The organism is Desulfovibrio sp. 6_1_46AFAA (assembly GCF_000224635.1).
GTDB lineage: Bacteria > Desulfobacterota > Desulfovibrionia > Desulfovibrionales > Desulfovibrionaceae > Desulfovibrio > Desulfovibrio fairfieldensis.
Window position 1 is genome coordinate 73,313 of sequence record NZ_JH114302.1, and the last position, 26,939, is coordinate 100,251.

Genomic DNA, 26,939 nt, shown 5'->3' on the forward strand with positions numbered 1-26,939 from the left:
CGCGGCCTCCAGGCCGGGCAGCATCGCCGGGGCGGCTCCGGGCCGCGCTGCGGGCTGTTTGGGAGGAATTTTCTTCGTTCCGGGCATGGGCGGCAGTGTATACCCCGGCCCCGGCATTGTCATCCGGCCCGGCCTGGCCTATATTTCAAAAACGGCCCATGCCGGGCCGAATATCCCCAATTTTTAAGGAGCAGGCATGGCTGACAATCCCACCGTGTTGCTGGAAACCTCGTCCGGCGACATCCTGATCGAACTTTTTCCGGACAAGGCTCCCCAGACCGTCGCCAACTTTTTGCAGTATGTGGACGACGGCTTTTATGAAAATACCATCTTCCACCGCGTGATCCCCGGCTTCATGATTCAGGGCGGCGGCATGGGCGCGCGCATGGATGAAAAGGACACCCGCGAGCCCGTGCAGAACGAGGCCGACAACGGTCTGAAGAACGAGCGCGGCACCCTCGCCATGGCCCGCACCCGCGACCCGCACAGCGCCACGGCCCAGTTTTTCATCAATCTGGTGGACAACGACTTTCTGGACCACAGCCAGCCCACGCTCGACGGCTGGGGCTACTGCGTGTTCGGCAAAGTCACCGAAGGCATGGACGTGGTGGACAAGATCGCCAAGGTCAAGACCAAGAGCATGGGCATGCACGAGAATGTGCCCGTGGACATGGTGCTGATCACCGGCGCGAGCCGCTTTGAGTAACAACGTTAAGGAGGCTGTATGTCCCGCGCAATCGTAATGGCGGCCCAGGGGCCGTTTCTGCACGCCTGGGGACTGCTGGAGGCCTATGTGGACGTCTGCCCGGATGAAATATGGGTGGAGAAAAACGGCGGCTGGCCCGTCTGGCAGCAACTCGCCCACACGATCATGGTGCTGGATTTCTTTGTGCTCGGCGAGAATGAGCAACTGCTGCCCGTACCCTGCGACATGGACGCGCTCATGCTCAGGACGCAGGACGTTCCGGCGCTGGGCAAGACGGCCCTGCGGGGCTACGCGGCCACGGTCAAGGCCCGCGTGGACAACTGGATCGCCGGGCTGGAAGACGCGGACCTGGCCCGCACTAACGTCGTGCTGAGCGCGAAGCTGGGCCGCGAAACCTCCTACGCGGCCACCCTGGTCATGCTGGCCTCGCACACCGACTACCATATCGGCTCCTGCGACGCGGCCTTGAGGAACCATGGTTTGCCGGGCGTGTTTTAGCTGAGACGCCTTGCCCTGTTTTCGCTGTGATGTTCTGGAAAGGCGGCGGCATGTTTTACCGGGAGGCCCCGGCCGAGCATGTCGCCGCCGTATGTTTGCCGGTGGGAAAGGCCGCGCCGGTGAAGGGGGATTGACTTTGAAAACGAAGCCCGCAAGCGGGGAAGCGGCGGTGCGGCAATTGCTGCATGAATATGGCGAACGGAACCGGGATGGAATTCTGGAACTCCTCACGGACGATGTGATCTGGATCGGCACGGCGGCACATGAGCAGATTTTCGGCAAACACGCGGTGGCCCGCTTGCTGGACGACGATCTGCGAACAGACGCGACGCCGTATGACGTGGAGCTCACGGACGTTAAAGAAATTGCTCTCGGACCGGCCGTGGCGACATTGTTCGTGCAGACCAGAGCATCCCTGCGGGGAAGAACGGATTTCGCCCTGGAATGCCGCAACACCTATACCTGCTGCGACAAGGGCGACGGCTTCAGGATTTGTTCGTGGCATTGCTCCACAGCGACGGCCCTGCAGAATGAGAATGAATATTTTCCGATTTCCTTTGCGGAAAATATCATGAAAAAAGCCACCCTGGATCCGGTGACGCGTATCATGAACCGGGCCAGCTTTGAGGAATCCGTACAGCTTTACCTCAAAGAGCGGCGCGGCAATTACGCGCTGGCCCTCATTGACCTGGATGATTTCAAGGGCGTCAACGACAGGTACGGGCATCATTGCGGCGACAAGGTGCTGGCCTTTGTCGCGCAACGCCTGAAAAGGGCTTTTGCGGAAACAGACCTTGTGGCGCGCCTGGGCGGAGATGAACTCGTGGCCTTTATGCCTTCGCTGACCGGCGAGGAAGAGCTGCGAGCCAAGATTGAAGCCTTTTTCAGAGGCATCTCCCGCGCGTTGACTCTTGATTCCCAGGTCTATACGCCCTCGGCAAGCGTGGGCGTGTGCATTTGCCGGGAAAAGCGGGGAATGAGCTACGAACAGTGTTACAAGGCGGCGGACGCCGCCATGTACCAGGCCAAGCACAGCGGCAAAAACGCATGGCGTTTCAAGCGCTTCTGAGAAGGGAAGCCTTTTCGGAAAACAAAAATCCGCCATTGCCCTGGGGCAACGGCGGACCATAATCTTTGAAGAGCGGTCGGCCTTACTTGATTTTGCAGTTGCCGTCCTTGCAGTCCGGGGTGGGCTCCACGGGCGTGGCCTGGAAAAGCGCCACCTGCTCCTGGCCGTTATTGTTGGCCAGCACCATGGTGAAGCGCATCAGCCCCTGGGGCAGAGGCGGCACGGCCGTACCCTTGAAGTAACCGTTGGCCGTAAGCATCCTGGTGTTCCCGACCTTGGTGTCGCGCACGTTGGTGAGCGTCAGGCGGTCCACAATCAGCTCCTTGTCTTTGATGCCGGCGATGAAGTGCTCCTTGTCCTGGATATGGCCGTTGGAGCTGACGTGCCAGTAGTTGGGCGCCAGCAATTTTTGCAGGGCGGCCACGTCGCCGGTCATCACAGCTTCGGTGTACAAAGCCACGGTATCGGCCTTGGCATGAGCCACGCCGCCTGCCAGACAAAGGGCCAGAGCCAGAAGAAGCGGCACCAACTGTACAAATTTCATGACATTTCCTCCATAAAATCAAAGGCTTGTTACCGGGCAACGCCCGACTCCGCGCCGATGGGACGCTTTCTTTACGGCTACTTGTCGCGCCTGTCAAGAGGCTGCTGGAACTATTTGCCAAGCGGCGCGCTTTCCTCTACCCTTATCTAAGGAATATCCGTAAAAAGTAAATGCCGGTAACGCTTCCGGAACCGGCTTTTTTGAGCGCAGCAAACGCGAGAGTATATAACGCGAGGCTATAGATTATGTTGACCACTGTTTTGCAGACCATCGGCAATACGCCCATGCTCCGTCTGGATCTTTCCCGCGACCTGCCGGGCACGGTCTGGCTGAAGCTGGAAAACCGCAATCCCGGGGGCTCCATCAAGGACCGCGTGGCCTTTTACCTGATTGAGCGCGCCCTTGAAAACGGCGAACTGGAGCCCGACGGCGTGTTGGTGGAGGCCACCAGCGGCAATATGGGCATCGGCATGGCCCTGGTCTCGGCCGTGCGCGGCCTGCGTTGCGTGCTCGCCATGCCGGAATCCATGAGCCTGGAGCGCCGCAATCTGCTCAAGGTCTTGGGCGCGGAGCTTAAGCTCACGCCCGCGGACAAGGGCATGGGCGCGGCCGTGCAGGAGGCGCACCGCATCGCCCAGGCCACGGGCGGCCATATTCTCGGCCAGTTCACCAATCCCGAGGCCGTGGAGGCCCATTACCAGAGCACCGGGCCGGAAATCTACAAGGACAGCGTGGGCAAGATGGACGTGCTGGTGGCCGGTGTGGGTTCGGGCTCGTCCATCACCGGCACGGGCCGTTTTCTGAAGGAGCGCATCCCCGGCTTCAAGGTCATGGCCGTGGAGCCCGCGGCTTCGCCCGTGCTCTCCGGCGGCAAGCCGGGGCCGCATCTGATCCAGGGCATCGGGGCGGGTTTTGTGCCGGAAATCCTGGACCGCGCCCTGCTGGACGAAATCATTCAGGTGGACGGCCGGGAGGCCATTGACATGGCCCGCAAGCTCATGCGCACCCAGGGCGTGTGCGCGGGCATCTCCACCGGAGCCAACGTGCTGGCCGCGCTGGGCGTGGCGGCACGGCCCGAAATGCGGGGCAAGAACATTGTCACCTTTGCCTGCGACACCGGCGAACGCTATATGTCCACGGCCCTGTTCCAGGATCAGGACTGAAATTTTCAGCGGCACGCAGGCGGCGGCCCGGTATATTTGCCGGGCCGCCGCTAATCTTTTCCGGCCGTTGTCCGATAAGAAAACGCAACGGCACTGACAGGCGCGGATGACGGAGCGCCGGCGTTTTTCCCGGTCGGACCGACATTCGGAAATTTTTTACCTATCCGCGCGGCGTCCCCCGCACATGGAGCAGCTATGGCGCAGACCAATATCTTGCTGGAAACCGGCACCAATGAGCTGGAAATCGTGGAATTTTACGTCAACCAGGACGGCTACGAAGCCCACTACGGCCTGAATGTGGCCAAGGTGGTGGAAATCGGGCGGCGGCAGACCGTCACGGCCATGCCGGAAATGCGCCACAAAGCCCTGCTGGGGGCCTTTCCCCATCGCAACGGCCGCATTGTGCCGCTCATCGACATGGCCCAGTTCCTGGGCAGCGGCCCCATCACCAATGAGGACGCCAAAGTCATTGTGACCGAGTTCAACACGGTCTGCACGGGCTTTCTGGTGTCGGGCGTCAACCGCATCTACCGCCTGAGCTGGACGGATGTGGAAGCGCCGGGCAATTTCCTGCAGAACGTCAGCCGCAGTTCCGTGACCGGCGTGGTGCGGTTGGAAGAGCGGGTCATTTTTCTCCTGGATCTGGAGGCCATTGTGGCCGAACTGCACCCGGCCATGGCCATCAGCTTTGACGGCGCGGCCATGAATGACGCCGACGGCAAGACCTACAATATCCTGCATGTGGACGATTCCAGCAGCATCCGTTCCCTGGTGCTGGATCTGCTCAACAAGGAAGGCCGCTTCAACGTGGTGCAGCACGTCAACGGCCAGGAAGCCTGGGATTATCTCCAGCGCCTGCGCGCCCGCAGCGAAGAGGAAGGCAAGCCCATTTCCTCCTATGTGCAGGGCATCATCAGCGACATTGAAATGCCCTCCATGGACGGTCTGGCCCTGTGCAAGCGGATCAAGACGGACCCGATGCTCAACCAGGTCCCGGTGGCTATTTTCTCCTCCATGATCAACGAAAGCCTGGCCCGCAAATGCGCCAGCGTGGGCGCGGACGCCCAGTACACCAAGCCGGACCTCAAGGCCCTTTCGGTGAAGTTGCACGACCTGATCACCAGGGCCTGGGCGTAACAAACCGCTCCGCCGGACCATTCCTGTCCCGCCGCCGAGATCGCTCCCGGCGGCGGGACATTTTTTATTCAGTTCAGGAGCAGCAGAGATATTTGCGGCACGGCAGCCAGCACGGCCAGGGCCAGGAGCATGGCCAGCAGAAAGGGCAATACGGCCAGGCTGAGTTTTTCAATGCTCATCTTGCTGATGCCGCAGGCCACGAAAAGGTTCACGCCCACCGGGGGGGTCAGAAAACCCAGGGCCGCCGAGGTTATCAGCACAATGCCGAAATGCACCGGGTCGATGCCCGCGCTCTTGATCACCGGGAACATCAGCGGCGCCAGGATGATGATGTTTGCCAGGGCTTCCATGAACGTGCCCGCGATGAGCATGATGACAATGATCACAGCCAGCAGCAGATATTTGTTGTGAGCCACGCCGGCCAGCAGGCCGCTGACGGCGTCGGGCACGTTGTAGATCAGCAACAGCTGCCCCAGGGCGCAGGCCACGCACATGATGATGAATATGGTGGCGTTGGTGATGGCCGCGCCTTTGAGCACTTCCCAGGTTTTGCTCCAGGTCAGGGAGCGCAACAGCAGGCCTTCCACCACAAAGGCGTACAGCACGGCCACGGCTCCGGCTTCGGTGGGTGTGAAGATGCCGCCGTAAATGCCTCCCAGCACGATGACCGGCACCAGCAGGGCGTGCTTGGCCTCCCAGACGGCGCGCAGGGTTTCGCGCCGTCTGGCTTTGCGGGTGGCGACGTTGATGCCGCGCCGCCGTACCAGGGCCCAGGCCGTGAACATCAATACGACGCCCACGAAAATGCCGGGCAGAATGCCCGCGATGAACAGATCACTCACTGACACGCCTACCGTGGTGCCGTAGATGATTAAAGGCACGCTGGGCGGAATCATCACGCCCAGGCAGCCCGCCGAGGTGTTCACCGCAGCTGAGAAATCACGCGGATAGCCCTCCTTTTCCATGGCCGGGATCATGATGCCGCCCACAGCGGCCACCGTGGCCGGGCTGGAGCCGGACAGAGCGCCGTAGAACATGCAGGTCAGAATGCTCACGTGGGCCATGCCGCCGGTGATGTGTCCCACCAGGCAGCGAGAGACGCGCAGCAGTGCGTCGGCCATGCTGCCTTTCTGCATGATCTCGCCCGCCAGGATGAAAAAGGGCACGGCCAGCAGCGGAAAACTGTCCAGAGAGGAAAAAACCTTCTGCATCATGAATTCCGGCGGCAGATCGCCCGCGATCATGCCCACCATGACCCCGAGGCCCAGGGCGGCGGCAATGGGCACGCTCAGGATCAGCAGCAGCACAATGGTCACGGCCGTCAGAAGAATGGGGAGTTCCATACAACCTCACAGATATGACGGAGGTAAAAAGGAAACGCGGGGTCGTCACCAGGATTTGGACATCTCGGACAGGGCGTTTTCCTCGTGGGATTTTTCGGGGTCGGCGGCTCCGCTCTTTGGGCCGCGCAATTTGCGCAGGACCGTCAGGGTATGGTTCAGGCTGCGCAGAAACATGCAGGCCATGCCCAAAGGCACCACCAGATAGATACTATACATGGGCATGGCAACCGAGGCGGCCACCTGATCCGACTCGGCCACGAAAAGAACCATCCGCGCGCCCCAGACCGTCATGATTGCGCAGAACAGCAGGGTGAAGGCCGTGGAAATCACGGTCAACGCGTAGTGCACGCGCGGCCCGAAGCAATGCTTGCAGACGCTGATTTCCAGATGCCTGCCTTCCTGGGCGGCCAGGCTCGCACCCAGAAAAACGGCGCAGATAAAGGCGTAGCGGGCGATCTCCTCGGGCCATTCTAGGGCATTGTCCAGAACGTAGCGGAAAAAAACCTGGATAGCGATGCAGATGAACATGACCACCAGGGCGGCCACGCCCGCATAGCCTTCCAGCCTGGCGCAGAATTTCAGCATAATGTCCTCCGGGCGGCAGGCGGTCCCGTCATTGCGGCCGGGACCGCCTGCGAGCGTGGGTGTGCCGTTTATTTTTTATTTATAGTCGGCGGGTAGCAGTCCAGGCGGGTAGAGCCCCGCGTCCCTGATGGTCGTGATAACGCTCCGCACCAGTTCCGTGGGCACCGCCTGCCGGAATTCCAGGGGCACGTCATGGGCGGCGTCCATCCAACGCCGCAACTCCTGGGGCGGCAGTTCGATGATCTCCATGCCCTGTTCGCTCTTCAGGCGCACGATGAAATCTTCTTCATTGGCGCGGCTTTTGGCCCGCTCAAAGGCAATGGCTTCGTCCATGACCGTTGTGACCAGGGCTTGTTCCTCGGCGGAAAGGCTCTTCCAGAAGCGTTTGGAAATCAGCACCAGATGCGGGGTGTAAAAATGACGGCTGAGGGTCAGATAGCGGGTGATTTCCGGAAAACGCCAGAACCAGCCCAGGTTGAGGTCCACGTCAATGCCGTCGATGGTCTTCTGTTGCAGGGCCGTGTAGACCTCGCCCCAGGCCATGGGCGTGGGGCTCATGCCCAGGGAGCGCAGAATGGCGATATGCGCCTTGGAAGGCGTGGCACGGATCTTCAGGCCCTTGTTGTCCGCCAGGGAGCGCACGGGCCGGATGCTGAAGACCTGGCGAAAGCCCAGTTCCATGTAGCCCAGGCTCAGGCAGCCGTTCTTTTCCAGCCCGGCGGCCAGTTTTTTGCCGATGGGGCCGTCCAGAATCAGGTCCGCCGCCTTGTAGTCGGGGATCAGGTAGGGCATGTCGAAGAGCATCAGGCGTGGGTCGAAGACCGAAAAATTGCTGGTGGATTCGGCGCCGATCTGCAGAACGCCCATCTGCAGGCCCTGGACGATGGATTCCGGATTGCCGAATTTGCCGGAGCCGATGAGTTCCACCTTGAATGCGCCGTTGGAGCGGGCCTCCAATTCTTTTTTGAACAAGGCGAAGGCCTGGCCCTGCGGATGCTCGGGAAAGTTGGTGAAGGCGATCTTGATGACCTTGGGCCCGGCCTGGGCCGCCGGGCAGAACGGGCCCAGCGCCAGACTCAGCGACAGACCCAGCAACAGGCCGCCGCAGATGAGGCCCGCAAGCAGGCTGCCGAACAGGCTGGAAATCCTTTTCATGTTCATCTCCTTTAGTTGTGGGTCATAGTTCCATAAGCTGGCCGCCGCAGATGTTGACGGCCTGGCCGGTAATGAACGAGGAGGCCGTGGAGGCCAGAAAGGCGGCCAGAGCGCCGATATCCCCCGGAACGCCCATTTTCCCCGCCGGGATGCTCGTGACCATCCGGCGGATGCGCTCTTCACAGGAAATATCCTGGCCGGCCGCCTCGCGTTCGAAGCGCCGCAGATTCAGCTCGGTCAGCACCTGGCCGGGACAGATGGCATTGGCGCGCAGGCCTGTATGGGCGTACTCCACGGCCAGACATTTGGTCAGCATGATCAGCCCGGCTTTGCTCACGGAGTAGGAGCTGTGCCCCGGCGCGGGCCGCTTGCCCGCGCGCGAGGCGATGTTGATGACGGCGCCGTCCGTGGCCAGCAGGGGCAGGCAGGCCCGGACCATGCGGAATGCCCCGAAGAGATTGATTTCCATGACTGTGCGCCAAAGGTCCGGGTCCGCTTCTCCCAGTGGTGACTGCGGGGGCATGATGCCCGCATTATTGATCAGGACATGCAGTTCCGGAGCCATCCGGCGGATGTCGGCCACGGCCCGTTCCACGCAGTGCGGTCCGTCCACGGCGCTGAGATCCAGGGGGAGCGGCCAGGCTCGCACGCCGTATTTGCGGCGCAGGGCCGCGACGCAACCCCGCAGGCTGTCATTTTCCACTTCTTCCTGGTGGCCCGTGGGCGCGGGAATATCCGCCAGAATGCAGTTCATGCCGTTGGCGGCCAGACTTTCGGCAATGCCGAAGCCGATGCCGGTGGGCCGTCCCGCGCCGGTAATCAGAGCTGTTCTTCCGTGCAGATCCGGATACATGGCGCCTCCTTTTGCGTAGCTGAAATTATTTGCCGTAGCCCAGCGCGTGCGGCAGCCATGTGGAGATTGCCGGGATGAAGGTGATCAGCAGCACGCAGCAGAGCAGGGCCGCGAGATAGGGCAGCACGCCCCTGGCTACGGATTCCACAGGCACATGGGCAATGCGGGAGGAAACGAACAGGTTTACGCCCACGGGCGGCGTGAGCAACGCCACCTCATTGGTCACCACCAGGATCACGCCGAAGTGGATGGGGTCCACTCCCAGCCCGGTGACCACGGGCAGCAGCACCGGCGCCAGGATGATGATGGTGGCCAGGGTCTCCAGAAACATGCCGAGAATCAGCAACAGGCCGATGATCAACAACAGGATGACTGTCTTGTTTTCCGAGATGCTCAGAAAGAGGTTGGTCATCTGCATGGGGGCCTGCTCAATGGTCAGCAGTTTGCCGAACAGGGTGGACGCGCCCACGATCAGCAGCACCACGCCGCAGATCATGGCGCCTTCCAGGAGCGAATTGTAAATATCTCTGCAACTCAGGTGTCGGTTGACAACAAAACCCACGAACAGAGCCCAGGCCACGGCCACCACCGAGGCCTCCACCGGCGTGCAGATGCCGGAATAGATGGAACCCAGGATGATGAAGGGCGTGAGCAGGGCAAAGCTGTTTTTCAGGCAGGTCCGGATGAAGACGCGCGCATTGAAGGGCGGCTGCGAGGCGTCCCCGCTGAAGCCCTGTCGCTTGGCTGAAATCCAGGCCGTAAAGGCCAGGGCCGCCGCGATGATAAAACCGGGGATGAAGCCCGCGGTGAACAGGCCGGTAATGGAGATATTGCCCACAATGCCGTAGATGATCATGGGATTGCTGGGCGGAATCAGAATGCCGATGGTGCCGCCGGAAGAGGCCACCGAGGCCGCATAGCGGGAGCTGTAGCCGTTGCGGACCATGGCCGGAATCAGCAGCGTGCCGATGGCGGCCACGGTGCCCGGTCCGGAGCCGGAAATGGCCGCGAAAAAGGCGCAGGCCAGCACTGTGGTGATGCCCAGGCCGCCGTGCATTCTGCCGAAGATCTGTTTGACCACCTCAATGATCTGATTGGTAATGTTGCCTTTTTCCATCAGGGTTCCGGCCACCACAAAACAGGGAATAGCCAGCAGAGGGAAGGAATTCAGGCCGTCGAACAGGGAATTCTGGATGACCGTTGTGGAAAGATCTCCGCTGATCAACAGGGCGATGATCGTGGACGCGATCAGGGACATGAAGATGGGCACGCCCAGCAGGAAGAGCAGCAGCAGAATGGTCATGACGCAGAGCAGGGTGTTCATTCCGCAATCTCCGCCGCCGCTATCCCTTCCGCCCCTTGCGAAGACCCGGCCAGTTCGGCCAAAGTGCCCGCGCGCAACCGGCGGATATAGTCTTCGATGACGCGCCAGGTGCTCAGCAGAAAACTCGCGGGCACGATCAATTCCACATCCGCGCGCACAATGCCGAGAGTGGGGGAAAATTCCGGGAATCTGTAGCTGTCCCGGATGACCTCAAAGCAGTACCAGGCGATCAGCAGGTTGAAGACCACGCAGAAAAGATCCGCCAGAACCCGGAAGGCCAGGCGGACGCGCAAGGGCGCTTTGGCGAACTGCGCGCTTATCCGGACATGCGCCAGACGCTTGGTGGCCAGGGACATGCCCAGATAGACCGTCCAGATGAAGCAGAAGCGGCTCAGTTCCTCGGTCCAGGCCAGGGCCGAGCCGGTGATCAGGCGCAGCCCCACCTGGATGAGCAGACAGGCGATCATCACGCCGCATAACAGCACGCAGGCGTATTCTTCAAAGTTGTCACAGCATTTGCGGAACATGACAGCCTCCCGTTTCGGCAAGGGGGGACGGCGCGGGGCACTCGGTTTCATATCGTCCGCGCCCCGCGCGGCGGCCTTAGAGCGGATTAACTTTGAGAATTGACATTCTCAAATTTTTTAAGACGCTCGCTCTGCTGTCGTCATCCGTAAGGCGGCATAGCCGCCTTACGGATGACGCTCATGGCGGGCGTCTGCTCACGCAGCCGCCAGAGCAATTTCAAAGTGAAATTACTCTATTCCCCCATGATGGCGAGAGCTTTATCAATCCGGTCTTTGCCGCCCACGGCCTCGTAATAGGCGGGCCAGACGGCGCGGGCCTTTTCCTTCCAAAGCTCTTCGTCCGTCACGGCATCGATGGTCATGCCGTTGTCCAGGCAGGCGCGCAGGGCCTTGCTTTCGTCCTCCGCGGCCCATTGCCACTCGTAACGGGCGGCCTCCCGCGCAGTGCGGTCAAAAAGCGCTCGGGTCTGCGGGTCAAGTCGGGCGTACCAGCGTTCGCTGACCAGAATCGGCGCCACCCAGAGCATGTAATGGATATCGGAGATATACTTCTGTACTTCCCAGAACTTGGTGTCCCGGTTGATCTGGTGCGGGTTTTCCTGGCCGTCGATGACGCCCTGCTGGAGCCCGTTGAACGTCTCGGACCAGGACAGGGGGTGCGGCTCCACGCCCCAGGAGCGGAAGGCCTCCAGTTGCAGCTTCACCGGCGGCACGCGCAGCTTGAGGCCCTGCATGTCGGCCATGCTCCGGATAGGTTTTTTGGAGTTGGTCAGCACACGGTAGCCGCCGATGAGCCAGGCCAGGGGCCGGGTGTTGCTCTGTTGGGCGATGGCGTTGTTGAGCTCCTGCATGAAGGGCGCGTCGCTGAAAAGCGTGCAGGCGTTTTCCCTGGTGGGGAACATATAGGGCAGGATGAGCAGAGTGGCCCTGGGCGCGAAGGGCGTCAGGTTGCCCGCCGCGAGTACGCCGATCTGGATTTCATTGCCGCGCAATTGCTTGACCACGGTCTGTTCGTCGCCCAGAACTCCACCGGGAAAGAACTCGCACTTGATCTTGCCGCCGGATTCCCGCTCCACGATTTCAATCATTTTTTCCAGAGGGACCGCCTGGATGGAAGTCCCCTTGGGCGTGGAGCAGGCGATGCGGACTTTCATGGACGGATAGTCCGCCGCGCGCGCCTGCCCGCAGAGGCAGGACAGAAACAGGGGAAGCAGGATCAGGACAGAGAGTTTTCTCATGCTGTTCTCCTTGTGGTAGAAAGGCTGGTCATAAAAATGCGCCGACAGCCTCTAATCGATCTTGTAGGCCCCCAGCTGCCCCAAAGCGATGCTGGCCGGGCTGATGACCGAGGGGTCCACCATCACATTGACGCAGGCCACGGTATTGGCGGCAAAGGCCGCTTCAATGGCCGGGCGGATGTCCTGCGGGCGTTCCACGTAAAAACCCTTGCCGCCCGCTGCTTCCACCATTTTTTCGTAGGGCGTGGGGCCGATCCAGGTCACGGAGTCCAGGGTGTAGCCCAGGCGCAGCTGCTGGCTGTGCCGGATCATGCCCCAGCTCTGGTCGTTGGCTACCACGATGACCAGGGACAGGCCCTTGCGCAGAGCCGTGGTCACTTCCATGAAATTGAAGCCGAAGGAGCCGTCGCCGGTGACCAGCATGACCCGGCTTTCGGGATAGACCAGTCGGGCCGCAATGGCGTCCGCGATGCCGCCGCCGATGCACCAGTACTGCCCGTGGTCCAGAATTCTGTACGGCGTGCGGGCCGTGCGGCCGATATGCACCCAGGTCAGGGTATCGCCGCCGTCGGCCAGCACCACGTCGTCGTCCCGGTCCATGAATCGATCCACTTCATGGACCAGACGCTGGGGATGAATGGGCACGGCGTCGCTGGTCTGCATGGGCAGCATGGCTTCGGCGCAGCGCTGTTGTTCCGCGCGCAGTTCCTCCACCCAATCCGCGTAGCGGCGTCCCAGGCCGTCCGGCCCGATTCCGGAGAGGCCCAGGGCGTCCAGGCGGCTGTTGGCCAGCTCCAGGAAGGCGCGCACATCGCTGATGACGGGCAGGTCAATGGCACGGTTGCGGCCCGGTTCCTCGCCAGCCACGTCCACCTGGATCAGCGCGGCATTTTTGTTGTAGGCGGCTCCGAAAAAGTGGTTGAGACTGATGCGGTTGCCCAGAATCAGGGCCAGATCCGTTTCCGCATAGGCCTTGCGGGCGGCCAGCGGACGGTGCGGACCGGCCAGACCGAAACAGAGCGGGTGCAGATCCGAAATCAGGCCGCGTCCCATATTGCAGGTGAAAACCGGGATGCCGCACTTTTCCACAAACTCCCGCAGGGTTCCGCCCGCCCTGGAATACCCGGCTCCGCTGCCCGCTATCAGAATGGGCCGTTCAGCCTCGCGCAGCAGGGCGATGGTTTTTTCCACTCCGCGCGGGTCCACGGGCCGGGAATCCAGCACGGTCTTGTGCCAGGCGCACTGCCCACCCGGCATGGCCTTGCCCAGCACGTCGCAGGGCAGTTCCAGAAAGACCGGGCCGGGCCGCCCGGCCAGGGTCATGCGAAAGGCCGTTTCCACGTATTCGGCCACCCGCTCGGTCTGGGTGCAGACATAGGCGGCCTTGACGATAGGCGCGGCAATGGCCGCCTGGGGGGCGTCCTGAAGGTCCATCTTGTCCCGGTAGTCCGTGCCTGAGGCTCCGGCGATGACCAGCAGCGGCGTGCAATTGGTGGCCGCCTGCTGCAAGGGCGAAATGCAGTTGGTGAAGCCCGGTCCGGCGGTGAGCATGGCCACGCCGGGCTTGCCCGTCATGCGGGCGTAGGCGTCGGCCATGAAGGTGGCCGCCTGTTCGTGCCGCGTGTCCACCAGGCGGACCGGGCTCTTTTCCAGGATCTGGTGGATATGGTTGAGATGTCCGCCGGTGAGGGTGAACACAAATTCCACGCCCAGATCGATCAGGGCGCGGGCGGCGGCTTCGCCTCCATTGGCAGCTTGCATGTTTTTCTCCTTTGCTGGGGTCGGGACGTGACGGCATGGTGAATGATTCGCTTTGTCCGGAGATAGCAAGGGGCGTGCCTCAATGTGGGCGAATGGCGATTGTTTTGTATTTTACATGGATGCGTGCCGTGGCTGAAGGGAACGGGCGGAGAGCGCGGGACTTTTTGTAAAGTTTTCTTAATCTCTGTACAGTATAATTGTAAGGTAATCTTTACAGATCGGTCACAGCCGTGTCGGCGGCAGAGTGCCGGATGCCGTATTTTTTCAGCTTGGCGTAGAGGGTCACGCGTGAGATGCCCAGCTGCCGGGCCGTGAGCGTGACGTTGCCTTGATTTTCCTGCAGGGCCGCGGTCAGAAAGCCCGCCTCCTGCGCGCTCAGCCAGGCGGCGAGATCATGGTGGCGTTGCGGGGGCGAGTGGCGTTCGGGAATCTGAACGCCGCCCGTGACTTCGTGGGGCAGATCGCGCGCGTCGATGCGTTCGCCGCTCTGATGCAGGGTGGCGTGCACCAGAGTGTTGAACAGTTGGCGCACATTGCCGGGCCAGGCATAGGCCTCCATGACGCGCACGGCCTCATCCGTGAAGTTCGCCGTGGGGCAACCGATCTTGGAAAGAATATGCCGGGCCAGAGGCAGAATGTCTTCCGTGCGGGCGCGCAGGGGCGGCAGGCGGATGGTCAGGGTGTTGATGCGGTAATAGAGATCTTCGCGGAAGTTTCCCTGGCTGATCATGTCCTGCAAATCGCGGTTGGTGGCGGTGATCAGCCGGAAGTCCACCTCCCGGCCGGAAACGTCTCCCAGGCGGGTGATGCGTTTTTCCTCCAGCACACGCAGCAGTTTGACCTGGGCGTGCAGCGGGATGTCGCCGATCTCGTCCAGGAAGAGCGTGCCCGTGTTGGCCAGTTCGATCTGGCCGATCTTGCCTTCCTTGCGCGCGTCGGAAAAGGCGCCCGGCGCATAGCCGAACAATTCGGCCTCGAAAAGCTCTTTGGGAATGGCCGCGCAATTGATGCTGACAAAAGGGCCGGCGGCGCGGTTGCTGCGCACGTGCAGGGCGTGCGCCGTCAGCTCCTTGCCTGTGCCGGTCCTGCCCAGAATCAGCACGGGGTGGGCATCGGCGGCATAGTTTTGGATGAGTTTTTTCACCGCCTGTATGGGCGCGCTGTCGCCGATGATGCTTTCAATATCGTAATGGGCGTTGTGTTCCGACTTGAGGCTGCGGTTGTAATGCTTCAGTTTTTTTGCCAGGAAATCGATTTTGCGATTCAGCTCGCGCAGTTCCGCCGGATCCGTGAAAAGGATGTGCGAAACCATGCCTGTGACCGCGCCGTCGCTGTCGCGCACCGGGATTCTGTTAACCACGAATTTGTAGTTGTCGCCGAAGAGCGGCAGGGTGCAGAGATCGCCCATTTCCGGACGGCCGTTTTTGATGACCACCGGCGCGCGGGTCAGAGGATTCAGATCCGGCAGTGGCCTGCCCAGAATGGTTTTGACGTCGCCGCCCAGCAGGGAGGCGTAGCACTGGTTGACTTTGCGGACGATGTAATTGGTGTCGCAGTAAAGGATGCCCTCGGGCAGGGCATCCAGCACGCTCTGATAGAGCAGTTCGGAACTGTTCCATTCCTCCGGCATACGCCCTCCGTCGACTCCCACAGGAAGGGGGGAGCCTGCGCGGCCGCTGTGGCGGCTTTTTCGCCAGTTGTATCCTTGTAACATAGGCGGGGGCGTTGTAAATAATTGTTTCTGATATAATTCCTTATATTTGAGGTACTATATATGGCCGGGAAATGCAACGGGCCGGTATTGCCGGGGCAATCGAATGAATGCCTCAATCATCGGATATTCATTTGCTTCCATATGTGGCCTTCCTTCCTCATTCCCGCGAACGCAGCCGACACAGTCGGCAGGTGAGCGGGGGCTGGTTTTGCGGGAATTTTGCAAAATTGGCGATTTTTTCGTGCGGACAAGGCAGCGGCGCGTTTTTGTGCGGAACATACTCAAGTATGTGAGCAGCAAAAACGCGCCGATAACGCCGCCCGCGCGGAAAAGGCGGATTTTGTGAAATAACCGCAAAGCTACAGGAAGGCTGCCGCAAGAGTCTTTCCCGCTCTATTCATTAGAGCGTTTTGATATTGAAAATATCTCAACGCTCTGCGCGGATTCTCCGAGAGAATACGCACAGCGAATTTACTTCGCCGTTAAGCGATAATTTCAAGCGCAAAATGATCTAGCGGATTGCGGCTTTTTCGCGCCGCCGGAGGATCAGAATCCTTCTTCCAGCGGCGGCCAGACCAGCCACGGGCCGTCGGGCCGGACATAGGGTCGGGGGGGGCGGACGGCCCGCGCGTCTGAAGCCAGATGCACCTGGCGGCCCCGCGTGCTGATGCGGCCCTCGGCGAACCATTGCAGGGCCTGGGGATAGATGCGGTGTTCCATGGCATGGATGCGCCGCATCAGGTCGTCCGGGTCTTCCCCGGCGTTGACCGGCACGGCGGCCTGGATGATCACCGGGCCGCTGTCCACTTTTTCCTCCACGAAATGCACGGTGCAGCCGGAAATTTTGACCCCGTATGCCTGGGCGTCGGCCCCGCCGTGCACGCCGGGAAAGCTGGGCAGCAACGCCGGGTGGATGTTGACGACCCGTCCGGCAAAAGCCGCCAGAAAGGCGGAACTGAGCAGGCGCATGTATCCGGCCAGGACGATGAGTTCCGCGCCGCTTTCCTGCAGCACGGCGATGAGCTTCCGGTCGTAGCTCTCCCGGTCCGGAAAGAGGGTGTGGTCCAGAGCCAGATGGGGCAGTCCGGCCTTGCGGGCGCGCTCCAGCACGCCGGCGCCCGGCCGGTTGCTGAGGATCATGCGGATGTCCACATCCAGAATGCCGTCGGCGGACTTGTCGATCATGGCTTGGGCGTTGGTGCCGCTGCCCGAGGCCAGTATGGCGATTTTCAGGGGCATAGTGTCCTCAACGGGCGGCTCAGGCCCGCGTAAAGTGTTGCGTAATGGCGTCCACCAGGGCCGGAATGGTATATTCCCCAGGCTGGATCCGGCAGTCCAGCCCGTGCTTGCGCAGCGTTTCCGCCGTCACCGGCCCGATGGCCGCCAGCAGGGTTTCCGGATGGGCCTTGAGCTTTTCCGCCGGGATCAGGTTGAGGAAGTTTTCCACCGTGGAGGATGAGCCGAAGGTCACGCAGGACAGCGAGCCCTCTTCCAGGCGCGCCAGCACCTCGTCCTTGCGACCGGCGGCGGGCACGGTTTCATAGGCCGGGATGACGTCCACCGTAGCCCCGGCCTTGCCCAGTTCCACGGGCAGCACGTCGCGGGCTTTGGCCGCGCGCGGCAGCAGCATGCGCGTGCCCGCCAGTTTGCCGCCTTCACGCGCCAGCAGGCCTTCCACCACGCCCTCGGCCACATAGCGCTCGGGCACGAAATCGGGCCGGATGCCGCGCTCATGCAGGGCGTCCGCCGTGGCCGGGCCGATGGCCGCCACCTTGCAGGCCCCCAAGGCCCGGCTGTCTTTGCCCGCGGCTTCCAGACGCTGCCAGAAATGACGCACCCCGTTCACCGAGGTGAAGATCAGCCAGCCGTAGTCCGCCAGCCGGGCCACGGCCGCGTCCAGCTCTGCATAGTCGGGCAGGGCGCGGATTTCAATGGTGGGGCACTGGATGACCTCAGCCCCGAGCCCAGACAGACTGCGGGCCAGACTGCTGGCCTGTTCCCGCGCGCGGGTGACCACAATACTTTTGCCCAGCAGGGGCTTTTGCTCAAACCAGTTCAACTTGTCGTGCAGGCTTGCCACCTTGCCCACCACGATCACCGAGGGATTGGTGAAATGCGCGTCCACGGCGGCCTGGGGCAGCTCCCGCAGGGTGGCGACCAAGCTACGCTGGCGCGGCGTGGTGCCCCGGTAGATCAGGGCCGCCGGGGTTCGCGGGTCCAGTCCCGCGTCCAGCAGGTTGCGGGCGATGTCCGGCAGATTCTTCATGCCCATGACAAAGACCAGGGTGGAGGCGCTTCGGGCCAGGGCCTGCCAGTTGTGCACCGAGCCGGGCTTGTCCGGGTTTTCGTGGCCGGTGATGATGGTCACCGAGGAGGCGAAATCGCGGTGGGTCAGGGGAATGCCCGCGTAGGCCGGGGCCGCGATAGTGCTGCTGATGCCCGGCACTTCCTCAAAGGGCACGCCCGCGGCCAGCAGTTCCTCGGCTTCTTCGCCGCCGCGCCCGAAAATGTAGGGGTCGCCGCCCTTGAGCCGGGCCACTATGTTGCCCTCTTTGGCCTTGCGCACCAGCAGGGCGTTGATTTCGTGTTGGGGCAGGGCGTGGTTGCCCGCCACCTTGCCCACGTAGATCAGTTCGGCGTCGGGCCGGGCGTGCCCCAGCAGGCTGTCGTTGGCCAGGGCGTCGTAAACCACCACGTCCGCCGCGGCCAGGGCGTCCCTGGCCTTGAGGGTCAGCAGGCCCGGATCGCCGGGGCCCGCTCCCAGAAGATAGACTTTCATTGCACGCCTCCGCGGGCCAGTTCCAGCAGGGTTCGCGCGCCGAAGCCCGACGCGCCCACCGGGCAGAGCGGCGATTTCTTGGCGTTCCAGTCCACGCCCGCGATGTCCAGATGTGCCCAGCGCACGCCTTCGCGCACGAAGTGCTTCAGGAACAGCGCGGCATTGATGGCCCCGCCTTCGCGCGGCCCGGTGTGGCAGATATCCGCCACTTCGCTTTTGAGCTGTTCCGCGTAAGGCTGCCAGAGCGGCAGACGCCAGTAATTTTCGCCGCCCACGCCCCCGGCGGCTCGGATGCGTTCGGCCAGGTCCGTATCGTCGCAGAACAGACCGGCCAGTTCCGTGCCCAGGGCCACGGCGCACGCGCCGGTGAGCGTGGCGATGTCCACCATGGCAGCCGGGGTCCACTGTTTCTGGGCGTAGGCAAGGGCGTCGCAGAGAACCAGGCGGCCCTCGGCGTCGGTATTGGTGATTTCCACCGTGTCGCCGCCGGCCGAGCGCACCACGTCGCCCGGACGCGTGGCCCTGCCGTCGGGCATGTTCTCGGCGCAGGCCAGCAGGCCGATCACCCGGCGGGGCGCGTCCTCTTCGGCCAGGGTCGCGATAGCGGCCAGCACGTCGGCCGCGCCGGTCATGTCGCATTTCATCTGCTGCATGTTGGCCGCCGGTTTGAGGCTGATGCCGCCGGAGTCAAAGGTGATGCCCTTGCCCACCAGGATCAGCGGCTTGTCCTGCTCGTGGCCCTCGGGGGCATGCTCCAGCACGACCAAGCGGGGCGGACGGGCCGACCCCTGGCCCACGGCCAGCAGCGCGCCCATGCCTTCCTCGGCCAGGGCGGTTTCGTCCAGCACCATGCAAGTGAAGCCCAGTTCCCTGCCCAGTTCCACGGCACGCTGGGCCAGGCTTTCGGGATAGAGCAGATTGCCCGGCATGTTGGCCAGATCCCGCGCCAGAGCCACGGCCTTGGCCGCGCGCTCGCCCCGGCGGGCCGCCGCGTGCTCGCCGTCGGGCACGGATTGTCCGTCAAAGCCCAGGGCCAGCCATTGCGGATCAACGGCTTCGTCTTCCTGCGGCTTTTTCAGGGCCGTAAAACGGTAGAGGGCCAGCTGGGCGGCATAGACGCATTCCTCCACCAGGCGTTCCCGCCCGCCGGGCAGGCGGGACAAAGCCGGTTCGGGCAGCAGGATGGAATTCAGCCCCAGGCCGCGGCAGCGCTGCACGGCGGCGGCGATAGCCGCGCGCAGTCTGGCGGCATCCACTTTTTCGCGCGGTCCCAGACCCACGGCCAGGACGCGCGGCACGGAAAGCTCCGGATGACCATGCAGCAGGACCAGCTCGCCGTCCTTGCCCTTGAAGTCGCGCATGGCCGGAGCTATGGCCAGCCAGGGCGCGGCCTTGTCCAGTTCCGGGCACTCGCGTAAGATGTCTTCGCCTTCGCAGGCCGGGGCCAGCATGATCTCGGCTTTCCACTGCTCGGGTCCGAGGTTCTGGAAGCGTATATCCATAAATGGGTTCTCCTCATGGGTGCGGTCGCCGCCGCGGCGGCGCGCTTGAAATCTGAGCGCCCGAATATACGCCGGGCCGCCTTTTTTGCCAAGCGCGGCGGTCAGGGGTGGTGGGCATCCTTCCGCCGGGCATGATCCTTGCAATTTCTAAAACCGCCCGCCATTTTTTTGCCAACGGAAAATTCATGCTCGTTTATATCCACGTTCCCTTCTGCCGCACACGCTGCCGCTACTGCGCCTTTCATTCCATCCCGCTGGGCCGTGGCGTGGAGCCCGCCGCGTCGCCCCTGCTGCGCGACTATCTGGACACCCTGCTGCTGGAGCTGGCCCATTGGGGCGACCGCCTGGGCGGAACCGAGGTGCAGACCGTTTTTTTCGGCGGGGGCACGCCCAGCTTGCTGCCGCCGCGCATTGTGGGCATTGTGCTGGAACGTCTGGCCCGCTGTTTCACGCTCAGCCCCAAAGCTGAAATCACCCTGGAGGCCAATCCCGAATCCCTGCGGGGAAGCCAGAGCGTGCCGCAGTATCTGGCGGCGGGCGTGAACCGTTTGTCCATCGGCATCCAGAGTCTGGATGAAAGCATGCTGCGCCTGCTGGGACGGCCGCACAGGGCCCAGGACAGCCTGCACGCGGTGTTCGCGGCGCGTGAGGCGGGTTGCGCCAACATCAACATGGACCTGATGTGGGGCCTGCCCGGCCAGAGCGTGCGCCAGTGGCTGCAAACCCTCAAGGACGCCGTGCGCATGAGCCCGGACCATATTTCCGCCTACGGCCTGACTCTGGAGCCGGGCACGGCGCTGGAACTGGATTGCGAGGAAGGACGCCTGGCCCTGCCGCCCGAGCGGGATCAGAACATTATGTTCATGGAGGGCGCGGCTTTTCTGGAAGCCAGCGGTTATCTGCACTACGAAATTTCCAATTTCGCGCGCATGGGCTTCCAGTGCCGTCACAATCTGGGTTACTGGGAGGGGGCGGACTATCTGGGGCTGGGCCCGTCGGCCACCTCCACTATCGCGGGGCGGCGCTGGACCAATCCGGCCGGTCAGCGTGCCTGGGACGCGCGTGCCCGCGAGGGCTCGCTGGGCGCGGAAGTGGAAAACCTGACCCCCACCGTGCGCGTGCTGGAACTGATCATGCTGCGCCTGCGCACCTCGCGGGGCATGCGGCTCAAAGCCTACCGGGAAATGACGGGGCGCGATTTTCTGCGCGATCACCAGCGCCTGATCCAGGCTTTGCACGAAAACGGGCTGATCCGCATCCGCAACGGCTATCTGCGCCTGACCCGCAGCGGCATGCTGGTTTCTAATTCCATTCTTTCCAACCTGTTTGAGCGCACTGAAACCGTGCTGGCGCAGCCCCTGCCGCCCGGCGCGGCCACACGGCTGCCCCCGGCCCCGGCGACGGGGGACGACGAACCGGAAGTGCGGGCCGTGGTCTGGCCGTCGGCCTGATATTTCCGAGAATTTTACCGCGCCCCCAGGGCCAGCAATTGCACGGCGGCCAGATGTTCCAGCTCTTCGCTCATGCACAGGGCGTCGGCCAGGCTCGGGCCCCAGCAGCAGAGGCCGTGTCCGGCCATCCAGACCGCGGCCCCGGCGGGCTTGTCCGCGCCCACCGCGCGCGCGGCGTCGGCAACGGCCAGGGCCAGCTCCGCGCCGCCCGGCGGCAGGGCTGGCGCAAAGCCCAGACGGGCCCGCCAGACATCGGCCTCGAACAGGGGCAGGCGCAGAAAATCTTCCTGGCCAGCCACAACCAGGCTCAGGGCCAGCAGGCGGCGGGGATGGCTGTGCAGCACGGCTCCGCAATGGGGCAGGGCGCGGTACAGTTCCAGATGCATGCCCAGTTCCGAGGAAGCCGGGCCGCCGCAGAGTATTTCGCCGGTCCGCGCGTCCACCAGGCAACAGTCCCGCGCCGTCAGGCGGCCCTTGGCCGCGCCCGAGCGGGTCACACAGAGCAGGCCGTCGCGGGGCGCGGGCAGGCGGCGGCTGGCGTTGCCGTTACAGCCCGACAGCAAGCCCTCCTGCCATGCGTCGCGGCAGACGGAACGCAGGTCCTCCACACAGACATCCAGGTCCTCAGGGTTCGGATTCATACTTGCTCGCTCCTTGCCGCCATGCGCTCAGGTCCAGGCGGGACAGCTCGCCCGACGCGTCCACCTCGACGGTCCGGGCCAGGGTGTTCAGCAGCTTCTGCACTGGCCGGTAGGCGGGATTCAGCACAAAGGAAATGCGGCCCTCAGCCTCTGACGGCAGGTATTTGCGGATCATCCGCAGTGGCAGCAGGCCTTCGTCAAACAGCAGCAGATTGAGATAATAGGCGGTGTCGCCGGAAAGCCGGGCTTGGTTACTTGTTTTTTTGCCGCGCTCGATGTCCGCGTCCACCATGCCCTCGGCATAGCCCAGATGGCGCACCATGCCTTCGGCCGCGACCGAAGCCAGCGCATAGCCGGCTTTTCGTGCCCGCCAGCTGTAATCCTGATCCTCATGCCCGTATCTGCCGTAACCTTCATTCCAGAAGCCCAGGCGCTCATATACCGCGCGGGGAATACAGACGCAGCCCCCGCCGCAGACCGTGGTCAGTTCCGCTTCGCCGCCGTCGCGCAGGACAAGCGGTTGACGGGAGGGCTCATGCCAGTCGCAGAGCCTGTAGGCGGCCATGCCCACCTGCGGATTTTGCGCCAGCAATCGTGTGAGCCGCTCCAACCAGAGCGGATCCAGAATCTCCACATCATTGTCCAGCTTGATGTAAAAATCGTCGTCCGCCGCGTCATCCCAGGCCAGATTGGCGGCCACGCTGACGCCCATGTTGCGGGAAAGCAGCTTCAGGCGGATATGCGCATGGGCGGCGGCCAGGCTTTGCAGATACTCCCGGCTGCCGTCCTCACTGCCGTTGTCCACAATGGTCAGCGCATAGCCCGGGGGGGTCCGGGCCAGCAGGCTTTCAAGGCAGATACGGGTGAGTGCGAGCCTGTTCCAGGTGACAACGGCCAGGTGGGCGCGCATCAGTCGGCCTCGATGCCTTCCCGGTCGCTGCTTTCAAAGTGGTCAAAGCCGTGCAGGCAGTCCAGGGGCTCGTTGTTGCAGGTGATGCCGCCGCCTGCCGTGACCGTGCCGATGCTGCAAAAGCCGGGGATGGCCGCGTGCAGGGAAGGCAGCATGTCCGGCGCGCAGGAACCCAGCAGGGCGTAGTCCTCGCCGCCCAGCAGGGCTTCGTGGACCGGATTTTTGCCCTGCTCCCGGGCGTAGCGCAGCACTTCGGCGTGCAGCAGGCCTTGGGGCAGCAAGATGGCCGCGCCCAGACCGTGATTGTCCCGGCCTTTTTCGGCTCCGGCGCGCAGTTCGCCGCTCAGGCCCAGCAGGCGGGGCAGATCGCGGATGATGCCGTCGGAAAGATCCATGAGCGCGGGCGGCCGGGCGTTGTAGCCCGCGCGCGCCAGCATCAGGCCCGCGTCCACCTGGGGTTCGGGCCGCAAATGGGCGGCGCAGGCCTCGGGCCAGTCCCGCAGGGCATCGCGGCCGCAAGCCTCCAGCATATGCAGGCCCACTCGCGCCAGGCCCACGCGGCCCACCACAAAGAGGCTGTCGCCGGGCATGCTGCCGCCGCGCGCCAGAAAACCGCCGGGCTCGGCGGTTTCGCCCCAGACCGTCACGCTGATGTGCAATTGCCGGCAACGGGAGAGATCCCCCCCGGCCAGGGCCATGCGCTGCTGTCCGGCCAGGGCGGCCATGCCGCTGAAAAAGGCTTCCAGCCAGGCCATGTCCACCCAGTCCGGCAGGCCCAGGCAGAGGGTGAAGCCCAGAGGCCGGGACCCGCAGGCGGCCAGATCGCTGACGTTGACGGCCAGGGCCTTGTGCCCCATGTCCTCGGGGCTGAAATAGGAGCGCCGGAAGTGGATGTCTTCCAGAAAGAGGTCGCTGCTCACGCACAGGGGCCGCCCGGCCTTGAGCACAGCGCAGTCGTCGCCCCGGCCCAGCAGCAGAGAGGCGTGCGTCTGGGGAAAATGGCGGGCGAGGCAGGCCAGAATGCCGTCCTCGGAAAAGGGGGAAGCGGAAGGGGATAGCGGGGCCGGAACCATGTCAGTTCTCCATGAGCAGATATTCGGTCAGAATGACTTTCAGCCCGAAACCGGGAAAATTCACCTGCACCTTGTCCGGAGGCAAGTGTTTGATGATCTTGCCGCGGCCGAAAATGCGGTGGCGGCAGTGGCAGAGCCGGGCCGTGCCGGACATGGAAGCGGTGGGAGATGTTGCGTCATCCGCGCTATCCTGAACCTCGGCCTGAAACGACGACACGGAGCCGCTTTCAGGCAGGAGCTGGCAGTCGTCAAAGGCTGTGCCTTCTCCGGCGGGGCCGGGAAAGGCGGGAACCGCCTGACGCGCGGGGGGCAGCAAATGGCCGCGCACGCCGCCCGCGCCGGAAAAGCAGCTTCCGCGGCGGCTGAGTACCCCGCCGAAGCCTTCCACCCATTCTTCGGTCAGGCCGGGGGACAGCTCGCGCACAAAGGGGCTCTGGCTGACGTGCAGGCTGCCGCGCTCGGCCCGGCTGTAGATGGCCGCCGGGGCGTACAGTTCCAGATCCTGGCGGGCGCGGGTGCAGGCCACGTACATCAGGCGGCGCTCCTCCTCGAAATCCTCGGGCCGGGCCAGGGCGTGGCGGGAGGGAAAGCGGTCCTCCACCAGATCGATGATCAGCACGGCGTTCCATTCCAGGCCCTTGGCCGAATGCACGGTGGACAAGGTGATGCGCCCCTCGCCGTCGTTTTCGTCCTCTTCCGGCGACTCCAGGGCCAGATCCGCCACAAAGAGGTCCAGTTCGCTGTACCCGGCGGCCATCTGGATGATTTCCTCCAGGCCCTGCTGGCGGCGGGGCCAGTCTTCGGGATAGGTGCTTTCCAGCCTGGGCCGGTAGTGCTCCAACACGGCCCCGAACAGGGCCGCCGGGCTCTGCGGCCGGGCGCGCAGGTCGTCCACGAAGCGCATGTCTTCCAGCAGATCCGGATGGCGGGCAAAGGCCTTTTCCACGGCTTTGGCGTCCCCGCCCGAGGCCACGGCATAGAGCTTCTGCACGGTCTTGGGGCCGATGCCGCTGTGCAGAGCCGCCACCCGCGCGAAGGCGGGCAGGTCCAGGGGGTTGAGCACCAGACGGGCGTAGGCGATGACGTCCTTGACGTGCGCGGCCTCGGTATAGCGCAGGCCGCCGTATTTGCGGAAGGGAATGCCCGCCTGGTTCAGGGCCATTTCCAGGTTGTAGGAATGGAAGCCCGCGCGGAAGAGCACCGCGATTTCGTGGGGCAGATGCGTGCCCAGCAGTTCCTCGATGCGGCGCACCACCAGCTTGGCCTGGCTCATGTCGCTGAGCGGCGTGACTAGGCGCACCGGGTCGCCGCCTTCCTTGCGGGTGAACAGGGTTTTGCGGAAGGATTCCGCCGCATGGGCCAACAGACTGTTGGCCACGTCCAGCACGGGCTTGGTGGAGCGGTAATTCTCTTCCAGGCGGATGATGCGCGTGCCCGGAAAAAGTTTGGGGAAGTCCAGAATATTGCGGACATTGGCCCCGCGAAAGGCATAGATGGACTGGGCTTCGTCGCCCACGGCCATGACGTTGCCGGTTAGGGACGTGGTTTCCCCGCCGTTCGCATCCTTGCCGGGCGGCCCGGCCAGCAGGCGCACAATGCGGGCCTGGACCAGATTGGTGTCCTGGTATTCGTCCACCAGGATATGGCTGAAGCGCAGGCGCAGGGCTTCGGCGGCGGCCTGGTTTTCGCGCAGCAGGGTTTCCAGCTCAAAGAGCAGGTCGTCGTAGTCCAGCAGGCCCTTTTCGCGGCGGTAGGCGGTATAGGCTTCGCCCAGAGCCGCGAGGGCTTCGGTGTGGGGCAGAAGGTGGAAGGCTTCGCGCCGCAGCACTTCCTCCAGGGACAATTCCTTGTTCCGGGCTTTGCTCAGCAGGCCCACGATGCTCTGGGTCTTGGGGAAGGAGCGGTCGCCCCGGCCCAACTTGAGCTCATCCTTGCAGTATTTGACCGCCGCCGTGATGTCCGCCGAATCCATGACCGTGAAGGGCCGTTCGCCCAGCCAGGCGGGGCGCCAGCGGCGCAGCACGCCGTAGGCGAAGGCGTGGAAGGTGCCCCCCTGCACGCCGGAAAGGCCCTGGTCCAGAAGCATGCCCGCGCGCTGGAGCATCTCCTGCGCGGCCTTGCGGGTGAAGGTCAGCAGCAGGATGGACGTGGGCGCGACGCCGTGCTCGGCCAGCCAAGCCAGGCGGTAGACGATGGTGCGGGTTTTGCCGCTGCCCGCGCCTGCCACGACCAGCACGGGACCGTCGCCGCTGGTGGCCGCCGCGTACTGGGCTTCGTTGAGGGCCTGGGCGTAATCAATCATGAGATCAGCATAGCATAAGCCGTGTGCACAAGCCAGAGCCGCGCGCAACCCCGCATTGACGCGGCCTGTGCACGCGTCTATTATTGAAAATATACGCCTAGCGGAGGAAAAATGATATGCCCGAACAACAGGAGCAATTTCAGAACGCGGTTTTTCAGGTTCTTGAAGCCGTGATGTTCGAGAACTGGCTGCGTTTTTATTTTATTACCGAAAAGCCGGACGCGCCCGCCGGGCCGGACGGCGAGACGCCGCTTTTTCTGGCCGTGCCCGAGAAGGGTATGGAGCGGATCAAGGAACTCTATCCCCATCTGCTGCCGTTGGCCGAGGATATGAACGGCCGGGAAGTGGATTTTGAAACCTCCCGCCGGGCCGTGTGCACGTTCGTGCTGGACAACCTGGACGGCAAGAGCCTGCCCAAGGACATGACTTCCACCATTTTTGAGAGCGCCACCTTCCAGGTTCAGATGCAATTGTTCAATGCCTGGGTGCAGATGCACGAGAGCCAGCTGGACCAGGGTTTTCTGGAATTCGGGGCTTGGCGCAAGCTTTTCACCCAGTGGCGGGAAACGCCGGGAGCCAAGGAGCTGGCGAACAGGCTGGCCATGTCGGGCCAGGGCTCGGCCGCGCAGGGCAAAGACACGGTACATTAGAGCAGATTGCTTTT

At 63.2% G+C, this 26,939-nt stretch carries 25 protein-coding genes; 8 read left to right on the forward strand and 17 right to left on the reverse strand.

What is annotated here, in order from left to right; genetic code table 11:
* The 4 genes from HMPREF1022_RS18885 to HMPREF1022_RS07035 all read left to right on the forward strand — a co-directional run.
* Positions 1–187, forward strand: a 187-nt coding sequence (locus HMPREF1022_RS18885; RefSeq protein ID WP_009302535.1) for a hypothetical protein, incomplete at its 5' end; no start/stop codon positions are given.
* 9 nt (positions 188–196) lie between these two features.
* Positions 197–706: a peptidylprolyl isomerase gene (locus HMPREF1022_RS07025; protein ID WP_008683157.1), complete on the forward strand. Its 510-nt coding sequence runs from the start codon at positions 197–199 to the stop codon at positions 704–706.
* Between the two features lie 18 nt (positions 707–724).
* The gene (locus HMPREF1022_RS07030) at positions 725–1,204 is read left to right on the forward strand and encodes a DinB family protein (RefSeq protein ID WP_008683158.1); all 480 of its coding nucleotides are present in this window, start codon (positions 725–727) and stop codon (positions 1,202–1,204) included.
* Between the two features lie 136 nt (positions 1,205–1,340).
* Positions 1,341–2,273: a diguanylate cyclase domain-containing protein gene (locus tag HMPREF1022_RS07035; RefSeq protein WP_232221573.1), complete on the forward strand. Its 933-nt coding sequence runs from the start codon at positions 1,341–1,343 to the stop codon at positions 2,271–2,273.
* Between the two features lie 82 nt (positions 2,274–2,355).
* Here HMPREF1022_RS07035 and HMPREF1022_RS07040 read toward each other — a convergent pair whose 3' ends face one another.
* Complete coding sequence (locus tag HMPREF1022_RS07040; protein ID WP_008683162.1) at positions 2,356–2,817, reverse strand: nuclear transport factor 2 family protein; 462 nt, start codon at positions 2,815–2,817, stop codon at positions 2,356–2,358.
* A gap of 245 nt (positions 2,818–3,062) precedes the next feature.
* On the opposite strand from HMPREF1022_RS07040, the gene cysK reads away from it, so the two are divergent.
* Positions 3,063–3,980 (forward strand): cysteine synthase A, encoded by a 918-nt coding sequence (gene cysK / locus HMPREF1022_RS07045; protein WP_009302536.1) that lies wholly within the window; start codon positions 3,063–3,065, stop codon positions 3,978–3,980.
* 195 nt (positions 3,981–4,175) lie between these two features.
* Complete coding sequence (locus HMPREF1022_RS07050) at positions 4,176–5,117, forward strand: chemotaxis protein (protein WP_008683165.1); 942 nt, start codon at positions 4,176–4,178, stop codon at positions 5,115–5,117.
* Between the two features lie 68 nt (positions 5,118–5,185).
* On the opposite strand, the gene HMPREF1022_RS07055 is transcribed toward HMPREF1022_RS07050, so the two are convergent.
* The 12 genes from HMPREF1022_RS07055 to HMPREF1022_RS07110 form a co-directional block, all read right to left on the reverse strand.
* Entirely contained in the window at positions 5,186–6,460 is a 1,275-nt protein-coding gene (locus tag HMPREF1022_RS07055) for a TRAP transporter large permease (protein ID WP_009302537.1), read from the reverse strand.
* A gap of 45 nt (positions 6,461–6,505) precedes the next feature.
* Complete coding sequence (locus HMPREF1022_RS07060) at positions 6,506–7,045, reverse strand: TRAP transporter small permease (RefSeq protein WP_009302538.1); 540 nt, start codon at positions 7,043–7,045, stop codon at positions 6,506–6,508.
* A 75-nt stretch (positions 7,046–7,120) separates the two neighbouring features.
* Complete coding sequence (locus HMPREF1022_RS07065) at positions 7,121–8,200, reverse strand: TRAP transporter substrate-binding protein (RefSeq protein ID WP_009302539.1); 1,080 nt, start codon at positions 8,198–8,200, stop codon at positions 7,121–7,123.
* A 22-nt stretch (positions 8,201–8,222) separates the two neighbouring features.
* Complete coding sequence (locus HMPREF1022_RS07070) at positions 8,223–9,053, reverse strand: SDR family NAD(P)-dependent oxidoreductase (RefSeq protein WP_009302540.1); 831 nt, start codon at positions 9,051–9,053, stop codon at positions 8,223–8,225.
* Positions 9,054–9,078: 25 nt separating this feature from the next.
* Entirely contained in the window at positions 9,079–10,377 is a 1,299-nt protein-coding gene (locus HMPREF1022_RS07075) for a TRAP transporter large permease (protein ID WP_009302541.1), read from the reverse strand.
* The gene (locus tag HMPREF1022_RS07080; protein ID WP_009302542.1) at positions 10,374–10,904 is read right to left on the reverse strand and encodes a TRAP transporter small permease; all 531 of its coding nucleotides are present in this window, start codon (positions 10,902–10,904) and stop codon (positions 10,374–10,376) included. Before HMPREF1022_RS07080 ends, HMPREF1022_RS07075 begins: the two co-directional genes overlap by 4 nt.
* A 233-nt stretch (positions 10,905–11,137) precedes the next feature.
* Positions 11,138–12,142 carry a TRAP transporter substrate-binding protein gene (locus HMPREF1022_RS07085; RefSeq protein WP_009302543.1) on the reverse strand — a complete coding sequence of 335 codons (1,005 nt, stop codon included), beginning with the start codon at positions 12,140–12,142 and terminating at the stop codon, positions 11,138–11,140.
* A gap of 51 nt (positions 12,143–12,193) precedes the next feature.
* Positions 12,194–13,903 (reverse strand): thiamine pyrophosphate-binding protein, encoded by a 1,710-nt coding sequence (locus HMPREF1022_RS07090; RefSeq protein ID WP_009302544.1) that lies wholly within the window; start codon positions 13,901–13,903, stop codon positions 12,194–12,196.
* Positions 13,904–14,114: 211 nt separating this feature from the next.
* A complete protein-coding gene (locus tag HMPREF1022_RS07095) occupies positions 14,115–15,533 on the reverse strand; it encodes a sigma-54 interaction domain-containing protein (protein WP_009302545.1) in 1,419 nt (472 codons plus the stop codon).
* A gap of 630 nt (positions 15,534–16,163) precedes the next feature.
* The gene (gene purN / locus HMPREF1022_RS07100; RefSeq protein WP_009302546.1) at positions 16,164–16,856 is read right to left on the reverse strand and encodes a phosphoribosylglycinamide formyltransferase; all 693 of its coding nucleotides are present in this window, start codon (positions 16,854–16,856) and stop codon (positions 16,164–16,166) included.
* Between the two features lie 19 nt (positions 16,857–16,875).
* Positions 16,876–18,396 carry a uroporphyrinogen-III C-methyltransferase gene (gene cobA / locus HMPREF1022_RS07105; protein ID WP_009302547.1) on the reverse strand — a complete coding sequence of 507 codons (1,521 nt, stop codon included), beginning with the start codon at positions 18,394–18,396 and terminating at the stop codon, positions 16,876–16,878.
* Positions 18,393–19,898: a leucyl aminopeptidase gene (locus tag HMPREF1022_RS07110; RefSeq protein ID WP_009302548.1), complete on the reverse strand. Its 1,506-nt coding sequence runs from the start codon at positions 19,896–19,898 to the stop codon at positions 18,393–18,395. Before HMPREF1022_RS07110 ends, cobA begins: the two co-directional genes overlap by 4 nt.
* Before the next feature lie 185 nt (positions 19,899–20,083).
* Here HMPREF1022_RS07110 and hemW point away from each other — a divergent pair, with 185 nt between their 5' ends.
* Positions 20,084–21,349 (forward strand): radical SAM family heme chaperone HemW, encoded by a 1,266-nt coding sequence (gene hemW, locus HMPREF1022_RS07115; RefSeq protein WP_009302549.1) that lies wholly within the window; start codon positions 20,084–20,086, stop codon positions 21,347–21,349.
* A gap of 14 nt (positions 21,350–21,363) precedes the next feature.
* Here the strand turns inward: hemW and HMPREF1022_RS07120 are convergent, their stop codons facing one another.
* From HMPREF1022_RS07120 to HMPREF1022_RS07135, 4 genes are read right to left on the reverse strand one after another with little or no spacing between them, the layout of a single operon-like run.
* Positions 21,364–21,990, reverse strand: a complete 627-nt coding sequence (locus HMPREF1022_RS07120) for a class II aldolase/adducin family protein (RefSeq protein WP_009302550.1) — start codon at positions 21,988–21,990, stop codon at positions 21,364–21,366.
* The gene (locus tag HMPREF1022_RS07125) at positions 21,974–22,900 is read right to left on the reverse strand and encodes a glycosyltransferase (RefSeq protein ID WP_009302551.1); all 927 of its coding nucleotides are present in this window, start codon (positions 22,898–22,900) and stop codon (positions 21,974–21,976) included. Before HMPREF1022_RS07125 ends, HMPREF1022_RS07120 begins: the two co-directional genes overlap by 17 nt.
* Positions 22,900–23,973, reverse strand: coding sequence for a thiamine-phosphate kinase (thiL, locus tag HMPREF1022_RS07130; protein ID WP_009302552.1), 1,074 nt, complete (start codon positions 23,971–23,973; stop codon positions 22,900–22,902). The genes HMPREF1022_RS07125 and thiL overlap by 1 nt, the downstream gene beginning before the upstream one ends.
* A 1-nt stretch (position 23,974) precedes the next feature.
* Positions 23,975–26,275 carry an ATP-dependent helicase gene (locus tag HMPREF1022_RS07135; protein ID WP_009302553.1) on the reverse strand — a complete coding sequence of 767 codons (2,301 nt, stop codon included), beginning with the start codon at positions 26,273–26,275 and terminating at the stop codon, positions 23,975–23,977.
* A gap of 116 nt (positions 26,276–26,391) precedes the next feature.
* Between HMPREF1022_RS07135 and HMPREF1022_RS07140 the strand changes: the two genes are divergently transcribed.
* Positions 26,392–26,925 carry a hypothetical protein gene (locus HMPREF1022_RS07140; RefSeq protein WP_008683179.1) on the forward strand — a complete coding sequence of 178 codons (534 nt, stop codon included), beginning with the start codon at positions 26,392–26,394 and terminating at the stop codon, positions 26,923–26,925.
* Positions 26,926–26,939: the final 14 nt, after the last annotated feature.

Bases quoted from the DNA above. Each gene is read 5' to 3' on its own strand.
- HMPREF1022_RS07025 (WP_008683157.1), top strand. From the start codon at position 197: ATGGCTGACAATCCCACCGTGTTGCTGGAAACCTCGTCCGGCGACATC.
- HMPREF1022_RS07030 (WP_008683158.1), top strand. From the start codon at position 725: ATGTCCCGCGCAATCGTAATGGCGGCCCAGGGGCCGTTTCTGCACGCC.
- HMPREF1022_RS07040 (WP_008683162.1), bottom strand. From the start codon at position 2,817: ATGAAATTTGTACAGTTGGTGCCGCTTCTTCTGGCTCTGGCCCTTTGT.
- cysK (WP_009302536.1), top strand. From the start codon at position 3,063: ATGTTGACCACTGTTTTGCAGACCATCGGCAATACGCCCATGCTCCGT.
- HMPREF1022_RS07050 (WP_008683165.1), top strand. From the start codon at position 4,176: ATGGCGCAGACCAATATCTTGCTGGAAACCGGCACCAATGAGCTGGAA.
- HMPREF1022_RS07055 (WP_009302537.1), bottom strand. From the start codon at position 6,460: ATGGAACTCCCCATTCTTCTGACGGCCGTGACCATTGTGCTGCTGCTG.
- HMPREF1022_RS07060 (WP_009302538.1), bottom strand. From the start codon at position 7,045: ATGCTGAAATTCTGCGCCAGGCTGGAAGGCTATGCGGGCGTGGCCGCC.
- HMPREF1022_RS07065 (WP_009302539.1), bottom strand. From the start codon at position 8,200: ATGAAAAGGATTTCCAGCCTGTTCGGCAGCCTGCTTGCGGGCCTCATC.
- HMPREF1022_RS07070 (WP_009302540.1), bottom strand. From the start codon at position 9,053: ATGTATCCGGATCTGCACGGAAGAACAGCTCTGATTACCGGCGCGGGA.
- HMPREF1022_RS07075 (WP_009302541.1), bottom strand. From the start codon at position 10,377: ATGAACACCCTGCTCTGCGTCATGACCATTCTGCTGCTGCTCTTCCTG.
- HMPREF1022_RS07080 (WP_009302542.1), bottom strand. From the start codon at position 10,904: ATGTTCCGCAAATGCTGTGACAACTTTGAAGAATACGCCTGCGTGCTG.
- HMPREF1022_RS07085 (WP_009302543.1), bottom strand. From the start codon at position 12,142: ATGAGAAAACTCTCTGTCCTGATCCTGCTTCCCCTGTTTCTGTCCTGC.
- HMPREF1022_RS07090 (WP_009302544.1), bottom strand. From the start codon at position 13,903: ATGCAAGCTGCCAATGGAGGCGAAGCCGCCGCCCGCGCCCTGATCGAT.
- HMPREF1022_RS07095 (WP_009302545.1), bottom strand. From the start codon at position 15,533: ATGCCGGAGGAATGGAACAGTTCCGAACTGCTCTATCAGAGCGTGCTG.
- purN (WP_009302546.1), bottom strand. From the start codon at position 16,856: ATGCCCCTGAAAATCGCCATACTGGCCTCGGGCAGCGGCACCAACGCC.
- cobA (WP_009302547.1), bottom strand. From the start codon at position 18,396: ATGAAAGTCTATCTTCTGGGAGCGGGCCCCGGCGATCCGGGCCTGCTG.
- HMPREF1022_RS07110 (WP_009302548.1), bottom strand. From the start codon at position 19,898: ATGGATATACGCTTCCAGAACCTCGGACCCGAGCAGTGGAAAGCCGAG.
- hemW (WP_009302549.1), top strand. From the start codon at position 20,084: ATGCTCGTTTATATCCACGTTCCCTTCTGCCGCACACGCTGCCGCTAC.
- HMPREF1022_RS07120 (WP_009302550.1), bottom strand. From the start codon at position 21,990: ATGAATCCGAACCCTGAGGACCTGGATGTCTGTGTGGAGGACCTGCGT.
- HMPREF1022_RS07125 (WP_009302551.1), bottom strand. From the start codon at position 22,900: ATGCGCGCCCACCTGGCCGTTGTCACCTGGAACAGGCTCGCACTCACC.
- thiL (WP_009302552.1), bottom strand. From the start codon at position 23,973: ATGGTTCCGGCCCCGCTATCCCCTTCCGCTTCCCCCTTTTCCGAGGAC.
- HMPREF1022_RS07135 (WP_009302553.1), bottom strand. From the start codon at position 26,275: ATGATTGATTACGCCCAGGCCCTCAACGAAGCCCAGTACGCGGCGGCC.
- HMPREF1022_RS07140 (WP_008683179.1), top strand. From the start codon at position 26,392: ATGCCCGAACAACAGGAGCAATTTCAGAACGCGGTTTTTCAGGTTCTT.